The 17,365-nt window shown below is 71.0% G+C and carries 16 protein-coding genes and 2 pseudogenes; 8 read left to right on the forward strand and 10 right to left on the reverse strand.

Annotated elements, in window-relative coordinates; genetic code table 11:
• From RMP06_RS08970 to RMP06_RS08980, 3 genes are all read left to right on the forward strand, one after another.
• A partial coding sequence (locus RMP06_RS08970) for a YihY/virulence factor BrkB family protein (protein ID WP_310461433.1) occupies positions 1-791 on the forward strand: 791 nt, incomplete at its 5' end.
• Complete coding sequence (locus RMP06_RS08975; RefSeq protein WP_310461434.1) at positions 788-2,791, forward strand: AsmA family protein; 2,004 nt, start codon at positions 788-790, stop codon at positions 2,789-2,791. The genes RMP06_RS08970 and RMP06_RS08975, both read left to right, overlap by 4 nt.
• A 132-nt stretch (positions 2,792-2,923) precedes the next feature.
• Positions 2,924-3,412 (forward strand): BON domain-containing protein, encoded by a 489-nt coding sequence (locus RMP06_RS08980; RefSeq protein ID WP_310461435.1) that lies wholly within the window; start codon positions 2,924-2,926, stop codon positions 3,410-3,412.
• An 18-nt stretch (positions 3,413-3,430) separates the two neighbouring features.
• Here the strand turns inward: RMP06_RS08980 and RMP06_RS08985 are convergent, their stop codons facing one another.
• On the reverse strand, positions 3,431-4,027 hold the full coding sequence (locus RMP06_RS08985) for a hypothetical protein (protein ID WP_310461436.1): 597 nt from the start codon (positions 4,025-4,027) through the stop codon (positions 3,431-3,433).
• 143 nt (positions 4,028-4,170) lie between these two features.
• Here RMP06_RS08985 and RMP06_RS08990 point away from each other — a divergent pair, with 143 nt between their 5' ends.
• From RMP06_RS08990 to RMP06_RS09000, 3 genes are read left to right on the forward strand one after another with little or no spacing between them, the layout of a single operon-like run.
• Positions 4,171-4,428 carry a DUF2789 domain-containing protein gene (locus RMP06_RS08990; RefSeq protein WP_310461437.1) on the forward strand — a complete coding sequence of 86 codons (258 nt, stop codon included), beginning with the start codon at positions 4,171-4,173 and terminating at the stop codon, positions 4,426-4,428.
• A gap of 18 nt (positions 4,429-4,446) precedes the next feature.
• Positions 4,447-4,821: a Co2+/Mg2+ efflux protein ApaG gene (gene apaG, locus RMP06_RS08995; protein ID WP_310461438.1), complete on the forward strand. Its 375-nt coding sequence runs from the start codon at positions 4,447-4,449 to the stop codon at positions 4,819-4,821.
• Positions 4,818-6,839, forward strand: a complete 2,022-nt coding sequence (locus tag RMP06_RS09000; RefSeq protein WP_310461439.1) for a site-specific recombinase — start codon at positions 4,818-4,820, stop codon at positions 6,837-6,839. The genes apaG and RMP06_RS09000 overlap by 4 nt, the downstream gene beginning before the upstream one ends.
• A gap of 15 nt (positions 6,840-6,854) precedes the next feature.
• Here the strand turns inward: RMP06_RS09000 and RMP06_RS09005 are convergent, their stop codons facing one another.
• Positions 6,855-6,992, reverse strand: a complete 138-nt coding sequence (locus RMP06_RS09005; RefSeq protein ID WP_310461440.1) for a hypothetical protein — start codon at positions 6,990-6,992, stop codon at positions 6,855-6,857.
• Between RMP06_RS09005 and mltA the strand changes: the two genes are divergently transcribed.
• Positions 6,991-8,310: a murein transglycosylase A gene (gene mltA, locus RMP06_RS09010; RefSeq protein WP_310461441.1), complete on the forward strand. Its 1,320-nt coding sequence runs from the start codon at positions 6,991-6,993 to the stop codon at positions 8,308-8,310. The genes RMP06_RS09005 and mltA overlap by 2 nt on opposite strands.
• Before the next feature lie 22 nt (positions 8,311-8,332).
• Here the strand turns inward: mltA and RMP06_RS09015 are convergent, their stop codons facing one another.
• Positions 8,333-9,454, reverse strand: a complete 1,122-nt coding sequence (locus RMP06_RS09015; RefSeq protein WP_310461442.1) for a GGDEF domain-containing protein — start codon at positions 9,452-9,454, stop codon at positions 8,333-8,335.
• Positions 9,455-9,520: 66 nt separating this feature from the next.
• Positions 9,521-10,069, reverse strand: a complete 549-nt coding sequence (locus RMP06_RS09020) for an Lrp/AsnC family transcriptional regulator (RefSeq protein ID WP_310461443.1) — start codon at positions 10,067-10,069, stop codon at positions 9,521-9,523.
• 131 nt (positions 10,070-10,200) lie between these two features.
• On the opposite strand from RMP06_RS09020, the gene RMP06_RS09025 reads away from it, so the two are divergent.
• On the forward strand, positions 10,201-13,737 hold the full coding sequence (locus RMP06_RS09025; protein ID WP_310461444.1) for an indolepyruvate ferredoxin oxidoreductase family protein: 3,537 nt from the start codon (positions 10,201-10,203) through the stop codon (positions 13,735-13,737).
• 62 nt (positions 13,738-13,799) lie between these two features.
• Here RMP06_RS09025 and vapC read toward each other — a convergent pair whose 3' ends face one another.
• The 6 genes and pseudogenes from vapC to RMP06_RS09055 all read right to left on the reverse strand — a co-directional run bounded on the left by vapC (position 13,800) and on the right by RMP06_RS09055 (position 17,359).
• Positions 13,800-14,228, reverse strand: a complete 429-nt coding sequence (gene vapC / locus RMP06_RS09030) for a type II toxin-antitoxin system tRNA(fMet)-specific endonuclease VapC (RefSeq protein WP_310461445.1) — start codon at positions 14,226-14,228, stop codon at positions 13,800-13,802.
• On the reverse strand, positions 14,225-14,437 hold the full coding sequence (locus tag RMP06_RS09035) for an antitoxin (RefSeq protein WP_310461446.1): 213 nt from the start codon (positions 14,435-14,437) through the stop codon (positions 14,225-14,227). The genes vapC and RMP06_RS09035 overlap by 4 nt, the downstream gene beginning before the upstream one ends.
• Before the next feature lie 87 nt (positions 14,438-14,524).
• Positions 14,525-15,176: pseudogene (locus tag RMP06_RS09040) on the reverse strand (SDR family NAD(P)-dependent oxidoreductase).
• A pseudogene (locus tag RMP06_RS09045) lies at positions 15,121-15,420 on the reverse strand (tripartite tricarboxylate transporter substrate-binding protein); the annotation flags it as partial. The pseudogenes RMP06_RS09045 and RMP06_RS09040, both read right to left, overlap by 56 nt.
• On the reverse strand, positions 15,417-16,535 hold the full coding sequence (locus tag RMP06_RS09050; RefSeq protein ID WP_310461447.1) for a four-carbon acid sugar kinase family protein: 1,119 nt from the start codon (positions 16,533-16,535) through the stop codon (positions 15,417-15,419). The pseudogene RMP06_RS09045 and the gene RMP06_RS09050, both read right to left, overlap by 4 nt.
• On the reverse strand, positions 16,532-17,359 hold the full coding sequence (locus tag RMP06_RS09055; RefSeq protein ID WP_310461448.1) for a DeoR/GlpR family DNA-binding transcription regulator: 828 nt from the start codon (positions 17,357-17,359) through the stop codon (positions 16,532-16,534). Before RMP06_RS09055 ends, RMP06_RS09050 begins: the two co-directional genes overlap by 4 nt.
• Positions 17,360-17,365 lie beyond the last annotated feature (6 nt).

Below are 17,365 nucleotides of genomic sequence, written 5' to 3' on the forward strand. Positions count from 1 at the left end.
GCATGGGCGCGGCGCTGGCCTACTACACGCTGTTCTCGCTGGCGCCGCTGCTGCTCATCGTCATCTCGGTGGCCGGGCTCGTGTTCGGGCCGGAGGCCGCCCGTGGCGAGATCGAGACCCAGATGCGCGGACTCATCGGCGAGGCCGGTGCTGTCTCGCTGCAGGCCCTGCTGGCGAGCGTGAACCGCCCGACCGACGGCCTGGTGGCCACGCTGTTCGGCCTCGGCCTGATGCTGGTGGGCGCGACCACCGTGTTCGCCGAGTTGCAGGACACGCTCGACCACATCTGGCGGGCGCCCGCACGGCCTGCGAACGGCCTGTGGCATTTGCTGCGCGCGCGGGTGCTGTCCTTCGGGCTGATCCTGGGCGTGGGCTTCCTGCTGGTCGTGTCGCTGCTCTTCAACACCGCGCTGGCGGTCGCGCAGCACTGGTGGGCCCCAGGTCTGGGCGAGGTCTTTGCCGGTGCGGCGGGGCAGTTCGCCAGCTTCACGCTGATGACGCTGCTGTTCGCGATGATCTACAAGACCATGCCGCGTGCCCGCATCGCGTGGACCGATGTCTGGATCGGTGCGCTGGTGACGGCGGGCCTGCTCACCGCCGGTCGCCACGGCATCGGGCTGGTGATCTCCACCAGCGGCGCTGCCGCGGGCTATGGCGCGGCGGGCTCGCTGGTGGTGCTGCTGCTCTGGGTCTACTACTCGGCGCAGATCTTCCTGCTGGGGGCGGAGTTCACCTGGGTCTATGCCCACGCGCTCGGGTCACACCGCGACACGGCCCCGGAGCGGCCATGACCCTGCGCTGGCACCCCGGCCGCTGGTGGCTTGGCGCAGCGGGCACACTCGCCCTGCTCTGCGCCGGCTTCGCCTGGGGAGAATGGGCGGGATGGCCGTGGCTGGCGCAGCCGCTGGCGGGTTGGCTCGGCGACCGGCTGGGACGCACGGTGCGCTTCGGGGAGGCCGGCACGGACCCGCGGCAGCTCCAGCTCCATCTGCTGGGCGGTGTGCGCCTGCAGGCGGACCGGCTGCAGGTTGCGCCCCCGGCCTGGGCCGCCGACCGTCCGCCGACACTGGAGGCCCACGGCGTCCAGCTCGACCTGCGCTACCGCGACCTGCTGGCGGGCTGGCGCGGCGGCGGTCTGGCCGTGCAACGCCTGCAGGCCGAGCGCCTGGCGCTGGACCTGCTGCGCACCCCGGACGGCCGTGCCACCTGGCAGTTCGGCAACGGGACACCGGATGCGGATGGGCCGCAGGTGCCGGTCCAGGTGCGCACGCTGACCGTGCGCGACGGCACCGCGCAGTTCCAGGACGAGGCCCGGCAGATGACGCTGGCGCTGCACTTTTCGCTGGCGCAAGGACACGGCGAGACCGGCGCCGGCGTGCGGGCGCGCGCCACCGGCCGGGTGCGCCAGGAGGAGGTCACCGCGGCGCTGCGCACCGAGGGTCCGCTGCCGTGGGTGTCCGGGCCGGACGCGGTCGAGACCCGGCTGACGTTCGACGTGCAGGTCGGTCAGGCCGCGCTCGCCTTCGACGGACAGGCACAGGGTCTGGCGACGCTGGAGGGCCTGCGCGGCACCTTCGGCGTGGGCGGGCTCTCGCTGGCGCCGGTGGGCCGGGCCTTGGGCGTGACCCTGCCGGCCACCCATCCGTTCGCCGCGGCCGGCAGCGTGTCGCACCGCGCAGCACACTGGGATCTGGAGATCCTGCTGGCCACGGTGGGCCGCAGCAGTGTCCACGGGCAGGTGCGGCATGACACCGTCGGCGGGCGCGGTCGGCTGACCGGGTCGCTCGTGAGTCCGCTGTTCCAGTTGCGCGACCTGGCGCCCGCGATCGGGGCGCCGCACACCGGTGCCCCTGCCGCTTCGACCGCCCGCCGCAACCGCACCCTGCCGGACCACCCCTTCGACCTCACCGCCCTGCGCGCGATGGACGCCGATGTGCAGTTGTCCTTCGCACGGCTGGACCTCGGTACGCCCGCCCTGCAGGCCGTGCAGGCGCTCGACACCCGGCTGCGGCTGGACGGCGGCGTGCTGGTGCTGGACCCGCTGACCGCCCGCCTGGCCGACGGACGCGTGACCGGCCGTGTCCAGCTCGACGGCCGGCAAAGCCCCGCCCGCTGGGACACCGACCTGCAGGTGCACGACCTGCGGCTCGAACACTGGATCCGCGCCGCGCACCGACCAGGCCAGCCTCCCTATGTCAGCGGCCGGCTCGGCATGACGCTGAAGGTGGCCGGCCGCGGACGCTCCACGGCCGAGCTGCTGGCCTCGGCCGACGGCCGCGCCGTGCTGCTGTGGACGCAGGGCACCATTTCGCACCTGCTGGTCGAAGTGGCCGGACTGGACGTGGCACAGGGACTGGGGGTGTTCCTCGTGGGCGACGATGCGCTGCCGGTCACCTGCGGCGCGGCCGATCTGCGGATCCGCGACGGACAACTGACACCGACCGTCCTGCTGGTGGACACCCGCGACTCCACGCTCTGGGTGGAGGGGCAGGCGTCCTTCGTCCGCGAATCGCTGGCCCTGACGGCGCGTGTGTACCCGAAGGACTTCAGCCCCCTGAGCCTGCGCTCACCGCTGCGGGTGGAAGGCACGTTTGCCGCCCCCCGGGTGCAGCTCGAACGGGGGGCCCTGCTCGGCCGGCTCGGGCCGGCGGCGCTGCTGGCACTGGTCACGCCGCTGGCCGGGCTGGTGCCGCTGCTGGACACCGGCAGCGACGGTGGCGCACCGTCCGTGGCCGGCTGCACCCGGTTAATGCGGGGGCAGCCGGCGCGGACACCGGCCAGGCCGCGCTGACCTGCGCGGCACCGCGCCGAGCGCTCGCTGTCGGACGATGCCCACACGGCGGCGGGTCGACGGCCGATGGTGCACGGACCCTGCGGCGCCTAGGCTGGGGCCATGACCTGCCAACGACTGAAAGGACTTTCCATGGCCTCCACACGCACCACCGCATCCTCCGCCGCCCGTCTGCGCTGGACCGTGCTGACCGCGGCGTCCCTGGCGCTGCTGGCCGCGTGCGGCAAGCCGGACGACCGCACCGTCGGCCAGAAGGTCGATGCCGCAGTGAACTCCGCCGAACAGAAAACCGATGCTGCCGCCGAAAAGATGCGCAAGGAATCAGCCGAGCTGAAGGCACGCACCGAGACCGCCCTCGACAAGGCGGCCGACAAGACCACCAGCGCCGCGAACAAGGTGGTCGAGAAGGTCGAGGACGCCGCCATCACCACCGCCGTGAACGCCGAGCTGGCCAAGGATCCGACCCTGAGCGCCTTGTCCATCAATGTCGACACCGCGGTCGGCGCCGTGACACTGCGGGGCACGGCCCCCTCGGCCGTGGCCCGCGAGCGGGCGAGCACGCTGGCGATGGGCGTCAAGGGCGTGCACCGTGTGGACAACCAGCTCCTGGTGAAGGGCTGAATGCCCTGGCGCCCGCCATCAACCCCCGGGAGGACGCCAGCACAGCCGCCACCCGGACGGCCCGTCCGGCAGGGTCAGCGCCCAGCCCAGGTCATCGACGAGCCATTGCAGCGCCTGGGCATCCAGCCGCGGTCGTGGCGGGACCGGCAAGGGTGCCGGCACGCCGCGCGGCGGCAGGGGTTCGGTCCACAAGCGCAACTGCCCCGGCTGGTGCACGAGGTGGAAGACCTGCGCCGTGGTGCGCAGGTCCGTCACGTGCAGCAGCAGGCCCAGCACCGCGTAGGTGAAGTCCGGCATGCGCACGGGGTCGGGCTCGCTCGACACGGCGGGCGCCTCCAGGCGGTGGCCGCGCAGGCTCAGGGCATGGCCGGCGAGTACCAGACAGACCGGCAGTGCCCGGGCCGCTTCGGCGCTGTCGCCAGGGCTGCCATCCCAGCAGCGCAGGCCGGCGAGCGCGGCGAGCATTTCGTCCATCTGGACGCCGAGTTCAGCAACTTTCCGGCCCAGCGCCGCACCATCTGGTACCGGGACGGCCGTGCGGCGCTGCAGGATCGCCAGCGATAACCGCATCGCCGACAGGGGCCCGAGGATGTCGTGCTGTTGCAGAGGCCACATGCGCAGCAAGATCTCATGCCGTACGCCGGCGGCGCGCCATCGGGCTTCGGAGAAATGCATGCGGGAGGGACTCCAGGGCGATTCATCATGCTAACCGCCCAGGCGTCCGTCCACCTCACCCAACCCCCATCGGAGATCGCACCATGGACAGTCTCTTCCACTCGATGAAGGAACTCTTCGCCCAGCTGGGCCTGGACGACGACCCCGCCGCCATCGGCGCGTTCATCGCCCGGCACCGCCCGCTGCCGCTGGAGATCCGGCTGTTCGACGCGCCGTTCTGGTCGCCCTCGCAGCGCGCCCTGATCCGGGAGAAGCTGCAGGAGGACGGGGATTGGTCGGTACTGATCGACACACTGAACACCCAGCTGCGCGCCGTGCCTCCGCTGCCGCAGACCAGGTAGCCGTCTATCATCCGCCCCATGCCGTACCCCCAGTTCACCTGCACCGTCGTCCCCGCCTACCTCGCCGAGCATTCGGATGCGTCGAAAGGGATCTACGCCTTCTCGTACACCATCACGGTGGTCAACACCGGTGACGTGCCGGCCCAGCTCATCGGGCGCCACTGGGTCATCACCGACACCGCCGGCCACACCGAGGAAGTGCGCGGCCTCGGCGTCGTCGGCCACCAGCCGATGCTCAAGCCGGGCGAGCGTTTCGAGTACACCAGCTGGACCCGGCTGGCCTCGCCCCGCGGGCAGATGCGCGGCACCTTCTTCTGCATGACCGAAGAAGCCCGGCCCTTCGACACCCCCGTCCCCGCCTTCGAGCTGTCGCAAGCTCACGCCCTGCATTGACGGCCCTGCTGCTGCGCCTGCGCACGGCGCTGGCCGCACGGCCCGACGCCGATCTGCCCACCCTGCTCGACGCCGCAGACCCCGGCGCCACGCGCGCCAACCGCCACCTCTGGCTGATCGCGCTGGTGGATGCGCTGCGCCCTGCGGGCCACGCAGCCGGCGACACGGCGGCCCCCCTGGTCCCAGTTGTCCCATTGGCGCGCCTGCACCACCTGCTCGACCTCCTCGACACGGATCCCGCGCTGGCCCAGCGCTGCCGCGCACTGCTGCGCTCGGTGTTCGCCACCGCCGACGCCGGCACGCTGCTGGCGGACTTCGGCTTCTCGCCGCGCTCGGGCTTCGGTGCCGAGCTGATCGACCGGCTGCGCATGGTCACCCTGCCCGGCACGCCCGACACCGGCGATCTCGGTCAGCTCTTCCTGATGGTCTTCCACCACCCCAGCGACGCCGACTGGCTCGGCGCCATCGACGCCCCGACGCTGGCGCGCATCGAACGCCTGCTGGTCGATGACCACGTCCGCGGGCACTGGCACCGGGCGCTGATCGACTCGGTGCAGATGCTGGCCAGCCAGGTGCGGGCGGTGGGCCTGTCCGCGGCGATCCGGCCACGCATCGACCCCGCGCTGCTGGCCGACCGGCCGTTCCACCAGCTCGCGCAGGCCGCCGCGCTGCTGTCCGATGCCGACGAGGCCGTGGACACCGCGGAACAGCAGCAGCAGATGAACTACCTGCGCGTGCTGCTCGATGCCTGCCGCACGGCGGCGGCCAGCGTGCGGGAACACCTCGACGCCTGGGGCGTATCGGTGGACGTGGTGTTCCAGATCGAGCAACTCCACGAGCGCATCGCCCGCATCGTGGCGCTGCTGAATTGCCTGGCCGCCGCCGAGCCGGCACGCGAGTGGCAGTTGCTGACCGTGGCCTTCGCCCGCAGCGTGCAGACGCGGCGCAGCATCGGCGCGCTGTTCTCGCACCACTACGCCATGCTCGCCCGCAAGGTCGCCGAGCGCAGCGCCGCCACCGGCGAGCACTACATCACCCGCACCCGTGACGGGTACATGGACATGCTGCGCCGCGCCTGCGGTGGCGGCCTGGTGATCGCGGGCACCACGTTCCTGAAGTTCGCCATCGGCGCGGTGGCGCTGTCGGCGTTCTGGGCCGGATTCTGGGCCGGGGCCAACTACGCCGCCAGCTTCGTGCTGATCCACCTGCTGCACTGGACCGTGGCCACCAAGCAGCCGGCGATGACCGCACCCGCCATGGCCGCCAAGCTGGACAACGTGGGCGACAGCGACCCCGCCACCGAGGACTTCGTCGACGAGGTGGCGCACCTGATCCGCACGCAGATCGCCGGCATCCTGGGCAATGTGCTGGTGGTGGCCCCCGTCGTGCTGCTGGTCCAGCTCGCCGCCTGGGCGCTGCAGGGTGCGCCGCTGATCGATGCCCACACGGCACACAAGGTGCTCGACAAGCTCACGCTGCTCGGGCCGACGCTGCCCTACGCGGCGTTCACGGGGGTGCTGCTGTTCCTGTCGAGCCTGATCGCGGGCTGGTGGGAGAACTGGTTCGTCTTCCACCGGCTCGACAGCGCCATCGCCTGCAACCCGCGCATCGTGCGCTGGCTCGGCACCGGGCGGGCGCAGCGCTGGTCGGTCTGGTGGCGGGGCAACATCTCGGGCCTGGCGGCCAACTGCTCGCTGGGGATGATGCTCGGACTGGTGCCGTCGCTGGCCGCCTTCTTCGGGCTTCCGATCGAGGTGCGCCACGTCACACTGTCGGCGGGCCAGATCGCGGCCGCGCTGGGCACGCTGGGGGTGTCGGTGCTGTCCGAGCCGGCCTTCTGGTGGTGCGTGGCGGCGGTACCGTTGACGGGGGTGCTCAACGTGCTCGTGAGCTTCACGCTGGCGTTCCGGCTGGCGCTGCGCTCGCGGGGGCTGAAGGTGCGCGACCGCGGGCGGCTGTATGCGGCATTGCGGCAGCGCTTGCGAACGGCGCCGGGCAGCTTCCTGCGGCCGGTCTGACGCAGGCGCCAGGCGCTACAGTCGCCGGTCGTCCGGGGTTTCCGGGGTGTCCTCGATGCGCTCGCCGCCGCGGCGCCCCGAGAACATCGTCCACCAGACGATCCCGACCAGCAGCAACCCGGCCCCCAGTGCTTCCAGAATGATCAGCGTCATGTCCTTGTTCCTCTCGAACCGCCCCGAATTCGCGCACCGCGTGCGCCAGCGGGTCGGGGCCGCCTTGGTGGCCGCGATTCTAGGCACCCTGGCGGGCCTGTTCGCCGGCTGCGGCAGCGCCCCGCCCCGGGTGCCCGAGCCGCCGCCGCTGGAGATCCCGCCCTCGGTGCAGACGCCACCACCCGCCGCCACCGACGCCCAGATCCGCACCACGCCACGCGGGCGCTGGGTCCGCGGCGAGTGGTCGGACCTGCCGGGCTGGGAAGCGGACCAGACCCTGATGGCCTGGCCCGCGCTGCAGCGCAGCTGCGACAAGGTGATCACCGCCACCAACGGTGGCAACACCAGCGGCCGCGGCCTGGCTGCCGCCAGCGTCGCCACCGGCACGGTCAGCTTCAACCCGTTCGCCTTCGCGTCGGAATGGAACGCGCTGTGCCGCGACGTCCGCCGCCTCGGCCCCGGGCCGAACGAGGCGCAGGTGCGGCAGTTGCTCCAGTCGCGGCTGCAGCCCTGGCGCGTCGAAAGCACCGAGGGCAAGCCCGACGGCCTGATGACCGGCTACTTCGAGCCGCTGCTGGAGGCCAGCCGCGTGCGCACCGAGCGCCACACCGTGCCGGTGTACGGCCTGCCGGCCGATTTCGGCCTGCGCAAACCCTGGTTCACCCGCGGCGAGATCGACACCCAGCCCGCCGCGCAAGCCGCCCTGAAAGGCCGCGAGATCGCGTGGCTGACCGACCCGATGGATCTGCTGCTGGTGCAGATCCAGGGATCCGGCCGGCTGACGTTCACCGAAGCGGGTGGCGTGCGGCGCATGGTGCGGCTGGCGTTTGCGGGACACAACGACCAGCCTTACCAGTCGGTCGGCCGCTGGCTGGTCGAGCAAGGCGCGTTCACGCTGGAGCAGGCGAGCTGGCCGGCGATACGCCAGTGGGCACGCCAGAACCCGCAGCGCATCAAGGAGATGCTGGCGGTCAACACCCGCTACGTCTTTTTCCGCGAAGAGCCGCTGGCGGACCCGGCGATCGGCGCCGTCGGCGCGCAGGGCGTGCCGCTGACACCGGGCCGCTCCATCGCGGTGGACAAGGACAGCATTCCCTACGGCACCCCCGTCTGGCTCGCCAGCACGGAGCCGCAGATCTGGAGCCAGAACCCGCCACCCGCCCGCCCGCTGCAGCGCCTCGTGCTGGCGCAGGACACCGGCAGCGCCATCCTCGGTGCCGTGCGCGCCGACTACTTCTGGGGCTGGGGCGACGGCGTGGAAGAGCGCGCCGGGCGCACCAAGCAGCCGCTGAAGCTGTGGGTGCTCTGGCCGAAGTGACCAGCGCCGGGGCGCGGGAGGTTCAGCTCGCTTCGATCCGGTCGCGCCCGGCTTGCTTGGCGCGGTACATCGCCTGATCGGCGCGCTCGATCGCGCTGTCGATGTCGCCCTGCCCCAGGCAACCGGTGACGCCTGCCGAGAACGTGAGCGACAACCCCGGCGCCACCTCGTCGAACGGCGTCTGGCGCAGCCGCTCGCGCAGCCGCTCCAGACATTGCTGCGCCGCCTCGATCGAGGTGTCGGGCAGCATCAACAGAAACTCCTCGCCGCCCCAGCGCGCCATCACGTCGCCGCCGCGCAGCTCGGATTCGACCCGGTGCGCGAAACCCCGCAGCACCTGGTCGCCACCTGCGTGGCCATGTTCGTCGTTGATGCGCTTGAAGTGGTCCAGGTCGATCAGCGCCAGCGCCAGCGGCAGCTTCTTGCGTGCCTGGCGGGCGGTTTCGGTGGCGAGCTGGTCGAGGATGGCGCGGCGATTGGGCAGGCCCGTCAGCTCGTCGCGGGTGGCGAGTTCGCTGATGCGGGCCAGCGCGTGCTGCAACGCGACGCGCTGCTGCTGGTGCTGCTCGCGCAACTGCGTCACCCGCATCGCCAGCAGCGCCACCCCTGCCAGCACGACGGTGGTGTAGGCCAGATTCAGCACCTCGACCTCGGCCGGGAAGTGGAAGGCATCCGACAGGACCAACCAGCGGGACGCCGCCCCGAGCAGCAGCAGCGCCGCCGCCGCCAGCCCCAGCGCCTCGCGCGGGCCGAGCCGGAACATCGCGAACACGACCACCAGCACCAGCAAGCCCAGCGCAGCGCCACGCACCGGCCCCGTGACCAGGTAGACCCACACGGCGCCCAGCAGACCGGCGATCGACTGCGGCAGCGTCAACGACGACTCGCAGCCGAAGCGCCGGTGCAGCACCTGGTTCAGCCCGCTGCGCATCAGCCCGGCAAAAACCACCCCACAGCCCAGCCCAGCCACCCCCAGCGGCAAGGCCGCGCGCGTGCTGATCAGGTCCAGGCGCCACTGCCAGGTCAGCACCAGCGCCAGCAAGGCATACGCCCCCAGCGCCAGCAGGCTCTGGGTCACGCGCCAGCGTTGCGGACCAGCCGGGCCGAGCAGCCAGTCGGCTGCAGGGGTTGTTGAGTTGTTCACGAAATAATCGAATTCTTGGAGTGATCCATGTCAATCTTCACTGATTCCATGCAATTTTCCCACCCCTCAGGCCCGCCCGCCTGAATGCATGAGGTGCGACAGCGGCCAGGCTGCGCCGGCTTTCACTTCGCCCAGCGAAAAGCTGGTGTGCATGTCCTTGACGTGGGGCAGCGTGAACAGCGCCTCCCTCGCCCAGCGCGAGTAGGCGTCGAGGTCGGTCGTGACGACGTGCAGCTCGAAGGTGCCGGTGCCGCTGATGTAGTGGCAGGCGACGACCTCCGGCATCGCCCGCAGCGCCGTCTCCAGCCCGCGCACCGCGTCGGCGTTGTTGCGGTCAGCGTCCACGCGCACGAAGGCGAGCACGCCCAGGCCGATCTTGCGGCGGTCGATCTCGGCGCGGTAGCCGGTGATGTAGCCCTCCTCTTCGAGCCGCTTGACGCGCCGCCACGTCGGGGCCGCGGACAGGCCGATCCGGGTGGCCAGCTCGGCGTTGGTGAGCCGGGCATCGCGCTGCAACTCGGCCAGGATGGCGATGTCGTAGCGGTCGAGTCCACCGTCGGCAGAGATACGGGTTTTCCCTGAATCGGAAGATTGTGGCAATGCTGTTTCGCTCATGGACCAGTCTTGTTCAAATGCTTGCTGCGGACAGTGTAAGCAGGGCATGAAAAGAAAACACCTGTCGGGCGTGGATGCCTACACTTTCTGGCATTGGTGGCCCGTCTGGTTGCCCGCGCTGGAGTCCTTGCATGAACGCCCCTCTGCCCGATGCCGTCCGCCGCTCGCTCGATGCGGTCACGCTCGACGACAAGTACACGCTCGACCACGGCCGCGCCTTCATGAGCGGCGTGCAGGCGCTGGTCCGCTTGCCGATGCTCCAGCAGCAGCGCGACAAGGCGGCCGGCCTCAACACCGCCGGCTTCATCAGCGGCTACCGCGGCTCGCCGCTCGGCACCTACGACCAGGCGCTCTGGGCTGCAAAAAAGCACCTTGCCGCACAGAACATCGTCTTCCAGCCCGGCGTCAACGAGGAACTCGCCGCCACCGCCGTCTGGGGCACGCAGCAGCTCGACCTGTTCCCGCAGACGAAAAAGCACGACGGCGTGTTCGGCCTCTGGTACGGCAAGGGGCCGGGCGTGGACCGCTGCAGCGACGTCTTCAAGCACGCCAACATGGCCGGTACCGCCCGCCACGGCGGCGTGCTGGCCATCGCCGGCGACGACCACATCGCCAAGAGCAGCACCGCCGCGCACCAGAGCGACCACATCTTCAAGGCCTGCGGCATCCCGGTGTTCTTCCCGTCCACGGTGCAGGAGATCCTCGACCTGGGGCTGCACGCGCTGGCGCTGAGCCGCTACTCGGGCGTCTGGGCGGGGATGAAGACGATCCAGGAGGTGGTGGAGTCGTCGTCGTCCGTCAGCATCGAGCCGGACCGGGTGCAGATCCTGATGCCCGAGGATTTCCAGATGCCGCCCGGCGGGCTGCACATCCGCTGGCCGGACGCGGCGCTGGAGCAGGAGGCGCGGCTGATGGACCACAAGTGGTATGCCGCGCTGGCCTACGTCCGCGCAAATCGGCTGAACTACAACGTCGTTTCGACGCCCAATGACCGCTTCGGGCTGATCGCCAGCGGCAAGGCGTACAACGACATGCGCCAGGCGCTGGCCGATCTGGGGCTGGACGACGACACCTGCCGGGCGCTGGGCATCCGGGTCCACAAGGTGGGCGTGGTCTGGCCGCTCGAAGCGACGATCACGCGGGAGTTCGCGCGCGGGTTGCAGGAGATCCTGGTCGTCGAGGAGAAGCGCCAGGTCATCGAGTACCAGGTCAAGGAGGAGCTGTACAACTGGCGCAGCGACGTGCGGCCCAACGTGCTCGGCAAGTTCGACGAGCCGGAGGGCGACCAGACCGGCGGCGAGTGGTCGATGCCGAACCCGGGCCAGAACTGGCTGCTGCGCGCCAAGGCCGACCTGACGCCCGCGATCATCGCCAAGGCCATCGCCCAGCGGCTGAAGAAGCTCGGCGTGCCGGCCGACATCGCGGCGCGCATGGACCAGCGGCTTGACGTGATCGCCGCGAAGGAGCGGGCATTGGCGGCCCCCGTCGCGGTGGTCGGCGACCGGACGCCGTGGTTCTGCTCGGGCTGTCCGCACAACACCAGCACGCGGGTGCCGGAAGGCTCGCGGGCGCTGGCCGGCATCGGCTGCCATTTCATGGCGGTGTGGATGGACCGCAGCACCGTGACCTTCAGCCAGATGGGCGGCGAGGGCGTCGCCTGGGTCGGTCAGGCGCCGTTCACCACCGACACGCATGTGTTCGCCAACCTCGGCGACGGCACCTATTTCCACAGCGGCCTGCTCGCCATCCGGCAGTCGATCGCCTCGGGGGTGAACATCACCTACAAGATCCTCTACAACGACGCGGTGGCGATGACCGGCGGCCAGCGCGTGGGCGAGCGGCCGGAGGGGCATTCGGTGCTGCAGATCATGCAGAGCGTGCTGGCCGAGGGCGTGACCAAGCTGGTCATCGTCACGGACGAGCCGGCGAAGTACGACGGCGCGGCGCTGCTGCCGGGCGTGACGGTGCACCACCGCGATGAACTCGACGCGATCCAGCGGCAGTTCCGCGAGATCCAGGGCACGACGGCGATCATCTACGACCAGACCTGCGCGACCGAGAAGCGGCGCCGCAGGAAGCGCGGCACGATGGCCGACCCGGAGAAGCGCGTCGTCATCAACGAGCTGGTCTGCGAGGGCTGCGGCGATTGCTCGGAGCAGAGCAACTGCCTGAGCGTCGAGCCGATCGAGACCGAGTTCGGCCGCAAGCGGCGCATCAACCAACACTCGTGCAACAAGGATTTTTCCTGCGTGAAGGGCTTCTGCCCGAGTTTCGTCACGGTCGAGGGCGGGCAGCTCAAGAAGCCGAAGAAGGAGCAGCGCGGTGACCTGAGCGCCCTGCCCCCGCTGCCGGAGCCGGTGCTGCCGGTGGCGGAGAGCGCCTGGGGCATCGTCGTCGCGGGGGTCGGCGGCACGGGCGTGATCACGGTCGGGCAGGTGCTGGGCATGGCGGCGCACCTCGAAGGCAAGGGCGTCGTCACGCAGGACGCCGGCGGCCTCGCGCAGAAAGGCGGCGCGACCTGGAGCCACATCCAGATCGCCAACCGCGCCGACGCGATCCACACCACCAAGGTGGACATCGCCCGCGCCGACCTGGTGATCGCCTGCGACCCGATCGTCGGCGCGAACAAGGCCACGCTGGCGACGATGCAGGCCGGGCGCACCTTCGTGGCGCTGAACAGCCACGGGGCGCCGACGGCGGGGTTTGTCCACAACCCGGATTGGCAATTCCCGGCCGGGAACTGCGACACCGCGTTGACGGCGGCGGTCGGCGCGGACGGGCTGGGCGCGTTCGACGCGGAACAGGCCGCCTCGCAACTGCTCGGCGACTCGATCTACACGAACCCGCTGCTGATGGGCTTCGCGTGGCAGAAGGGCCGCATTCCGCTGAGTCGGGCCGCGATCCTGAAGGCGATGGAGCTGAACGGCGTGCAGGTGGCAAACAACCAGGCGGCGTTCGAATGGGGCCGCCGCTGCGCGCATGATTTGGCCAGCGTGCGCAGCCTGTACGCAGCGCAGCAGGTGATCCAGATCGTCAAGCGACCGTCGCTCGACGAGGTGATCGCCAAGCGGGTCGAGTTCCTCACCGGCTACCAGAACGCGGCCTATGCGGACGAGTACCGCGCGTTTGTCAGCAAGGTGCGCACAGCCGAGGCGCCGTTGTCGAGCACGAAGCTGACCGAGGCGGTGGCGCGCTACCTCTTCAAGCTGATGGCCTACAAGGACGAGTACGAGGTCGCCCGGCTGCACAGCGATCCGGCGTTCGCGGCACAGATCGGCGCGATGTTCGAGGGCGAGTTCAAGCTCGTCCACCACCTCGCGCCGCCGCTGCTGGGCAAGACCGACGCGCAGGGGCAGGCGGTCAAGCAGGCGTTCGGGCCGTGGATGCACCGGGTGATGCCGTGGCTGGCGAAGCTGAAAGGGCTGCGCGGCACGGCGTTCGATCCGTTCGGCCGGACCGAGGAGCGGCGCACCGAGCGGGCGCTGGTCGGCGAGTACCGGGCGGCGATCGAGGAGGTGCTGGGGCGCTTGTCAGCCGAGCGGCTGGGGGCGGCGGTGGAGATTGCGCGGCTGCCGGAGGAGATCCGGGGGTATGGGCGGGTGAAGGCGGGGAATCTCGCCAAGGTGCGGGGGAAGTGGGCGGAATTGATGGCGGCTTGGCGCGGGTGAGGCCCACGCAGTCCACCACGGTCAGTTGACCGTGTGGGTGCCCGCCTGCGCGGGCATGACGGTCAGGCAGCTTGTGCCCAGTTCTCCAGCCGCAGCCCCGGCACCCGCTCGAACTCCCGCGTGTTGTTCGTCACCAGCGTGCAGCCCAGCGCCAACGCGTGCGCCGCAATCAGCATGTCGAGCGACCCGATCGGCCACTCCTGCCGCTCCAGCGTGCTGCGCAGCGGGCCGTATCGACGCATGGCGTTCTCGTCGAACGGCAGGATGTCCAGCGGCGCGAGGAACTTGTCCATCGCCTCCTGGTTGCGGGTCGAACCACTCTTGGCGACCCCGAAGGCCAGTTCCGCCCCGGTGATCGAGGAAATGGCGATCTCGCCGATCTGCCGACCGACGAAGTGGTCGAAGACATGCGGCGGGCGTCGGTTGATGATGTAGACGCAGATGTTGGTGTCGAGCAGGTAGCACGGCGTCACCAGGGCGGTGGCGCTCATGGCAGCAGGTCTTCCCGATTCGCCTGCTCGGGCTGTTCGCGCTGCAGCTCGAATCCCGGCTCGAACTCGTCCAGCGCCTCGCGCATCAGCGCCCACGGTGCCTCGGCCGGCAGCAGCAGCACGCCATTGCCGAACCGGCGGGCGATCACCTCGGTGCCCTCGAAGCGCAGTGACTTGGGCAACCGTACAGCCTGGCTGCGACCGGACATGAAGAGTTTAGCGGTGCTGGGGGCGGGTTGGGTCATGACCAATGGTAGATCTCACTCGGAACGCCGTCAAACCAGCTTCACTTTCTTTCAGCGCGGCAGCGACGCCCCCCCGCACACCTGCAGCTCCTGCCCCGTGATGGCCGCCCCCATCGGCGACAGCAGGAACGCCACCAGCGCTGCGACTTCCTCCGGGCGGATCAGCCGGCCGATCGGGGGCAGCACCGGCGAGGTGCTGCGGCGGGCCGGGTCGGCCAGCATCGCGGTGTCGGTGGCGGCCGGGGACACGACGTTGACCGTCACGCCCTGCCCCACCACCTCCGCCGCCCAGCGCCGCGCCAGCACCACCAGCGCCGCCTTGGTCGCCGCGTACTGGCTGCGTCCGGCCTTGCCCTGCGCGACCCAGCACGACGCGGCCGTGGCCCCGCTGCGCCATCGCCGGCACCAGCGCATCGGCCAGGCATTCGGCCGCCGCGACATGCAGGCGCCACATGCCGTTCGCCGTCCTCGGGCTGCAACGCCCCCAGCGGCCCGACCCGCAACACACCGGGTGCGCCGCCAGATCGGCCGGTGCGCTGCGGCTCAGCCCGCAGACCCGCCAGCCGCCATTGAGCAGCATCCGGGCGATGGCATGGCCGATGCCGGAGCTGGCCCCGGTAACAACCGCTTCGGCTTGCTCGGTGGACTCATTCGGCACGGATGTTGCCCTCGCGGATGATGCGGGCCGACACCGCCATGTCATCGGCCTGGAACTTCGTGAAGTCGGCGATGCTGCCCGGCGTGAGCACGAGGCCCTGCTGGATCAGCTTGTCCTTCATGTCGGTGGCGAGCGCCTTGTTGACCTCGGCGTTCAGGCGCTGGGCAATGGCCGCCGGCCGACCCGCCGGACCCCACAGGCCGTACCAGCTATAGAACGCATAGCCCGGCACCGTCTCGCCCACCGTGGGCATGTCGGGCTGGGCCGGCACACGCTGGGTCCAGGTCACAGGCCCAGCGCCGCCAGCAGGTCGTCGCCGCCGCCGAAGGCACCGGAGCGGCAGTCCATCCACAGCCCGTCCCAGCGCCCGCCGACCCAGCTCGCCTGGCCCCAGCCGGGCCGCACCGGTTGGCCGGACACGAGGTGATCGACGCCGGTGGCGCGCACCAGCGCCTGCGCCGTGTCGCCGCCGAGCACGAGCAGGCGGGCGGGGCCTTGCGGCAACGCGGCCAGCCGCTGCACTTGCGCGTGCAGCAGCGTGGCGGCCTCGGCCGGCATGAGCGGGGTCAGTGGCGACAGGTCGAGCAGCGCCAGTGCGGGGCGTGCGGCGTCGCCAGCCAGCCGGGTCAGCGCCTGGTCGAACTCGGCGGCGTCGCCGTGGCGGACGGTCACGGCGTCCGGGTGCGCGGCCATGGCATGTGCCCACTGGCGGCGCGTGACGGGTTGGTGGCTCGCGCCGATGACCCAGACGGGGCCGGGATTGGGAGGTCTGCGGACTGCCTGGCCCCCCTCCCGGCCTTCCTTCGACGCTGCATCCGCCAGCGCAGCCGCCAGCCCCGCGCTCCCGCACCACAGCGTCGGCCCGGTGTCGGTTTCACGCCGTGCGGGCCGGGCAACGAGCCGGGCCAGATCCGCCTGCGAACGCACCTCGGGCAACTCCAGCGTGCAACCAGCCGGCCATGCACCTGCCTGCAGCGCCTCGCGCAGATCCTGGCCTCGCGCTTCGGCCTGATCCACCGAGCCACCGGGCGGCGCCACGGCCAGCCGGCCGCCCAGCGTGTAGCGCCCCTGCGCCGGAAAGGCCGGCGCGAACACCACGCGCCGAAAGCCCCCCGCCGCCGCCAGCCAGCGCACCTCGTCCAGCGTGTTGCCGCGCAGCAGGCTGTCCACCTTCTTGAACGCCAGCCCCGCACCGGCCAGCCAGGGCACGCAGTCACCGAGCAACGCAGGCAGTTCATCGGCCTGCACGTCCCGCGTGGCCGTGGCGACCACTTGCACGGCCGCGCCCGCGTTCACCGCGCCGGGACGGTCCAGATGCACCGGCACCCCCGCCCCGAACGCCGCCGCACTGTCCAGCGCCCCGGTCAGGTCGTCGGCCAGCAGGCGCAGTGCAGCAGGGGTCACTGTGGCACCGACACCAGCGTCAACCGCTTGCCCAGCGTGCGGATGCGCTCGGCTTCCTCGGTGGCCAGTCCGTCGTCGCAGATGACCTCCTCGACCTCGGCCAGCGTGGCGACCTGCATGAAGGTGCGCGGCCGGAACTTGGACGCATCCACCAGCAGCCGCCGGCAGACCGCCGCCCGCATCAGCGCCCGCTTGACGGCGGCCACCTCGGGCGAGGTCTCGGTGATGACGCCCTCGGTGATTGCGTGGGCACCGCACAGCAGCACGTCGGCCTGGATCGCCCGCGCCGACTCGATCAGCGCGTCGCCGACGAGCGTCTGGCTGCCGGGGCGCAAGTGGCCGCCGAAGACGTGGACCTGCACCTGCGCGCTGCTGCCGAGCACCTGCGCGATCGCCAGGTCGTTGGTGACCGCCGTGAACGGGATGCCGCGCTGCACGGCGGCGCGGGCGGCTTCGAGCACCGTGCTGCCGCTGTCGAAGATGACGCTCTGGTATGGCTGCAAGGTCGCGGCCGCCGCCGCCCCGATGGCGCGCTTCTCGCGGGGCGACAGCTCGGACGAGGCCACCGAGTCCGGCTCGAACGCGGTGTAGCCCTGCTGGCGCAGCAGCGCGCCGCCGTGGGTGCGGTCGATCACGCCTTCCGCCGCCAGCGCGTCAAGGTCGCGGCGGAGCGTCGAGATCGACACGTCCAGCGCCTGCTCCAGTTGCGTCAGCGTGACGGCGCCGTGGCGGCGCAGGAAATCGACGATGCGTTGCCGACGCTGCGCCGGCAGCAGCGAGACGACCGTCAGGACAGAGGAAGGAGCTTCGGAAGTCATGGACATGGTCGG

It is taken from the genome of Sphaerotilus sp. (assembly GCF_031429695.1).
Taxonomy (GTDB): domain Bacteria; phylum Pseudomonadota; class Gammaproteobacteria; order Burkholderiales; family Burkholderiaceae_C; genus Sphaerotilus.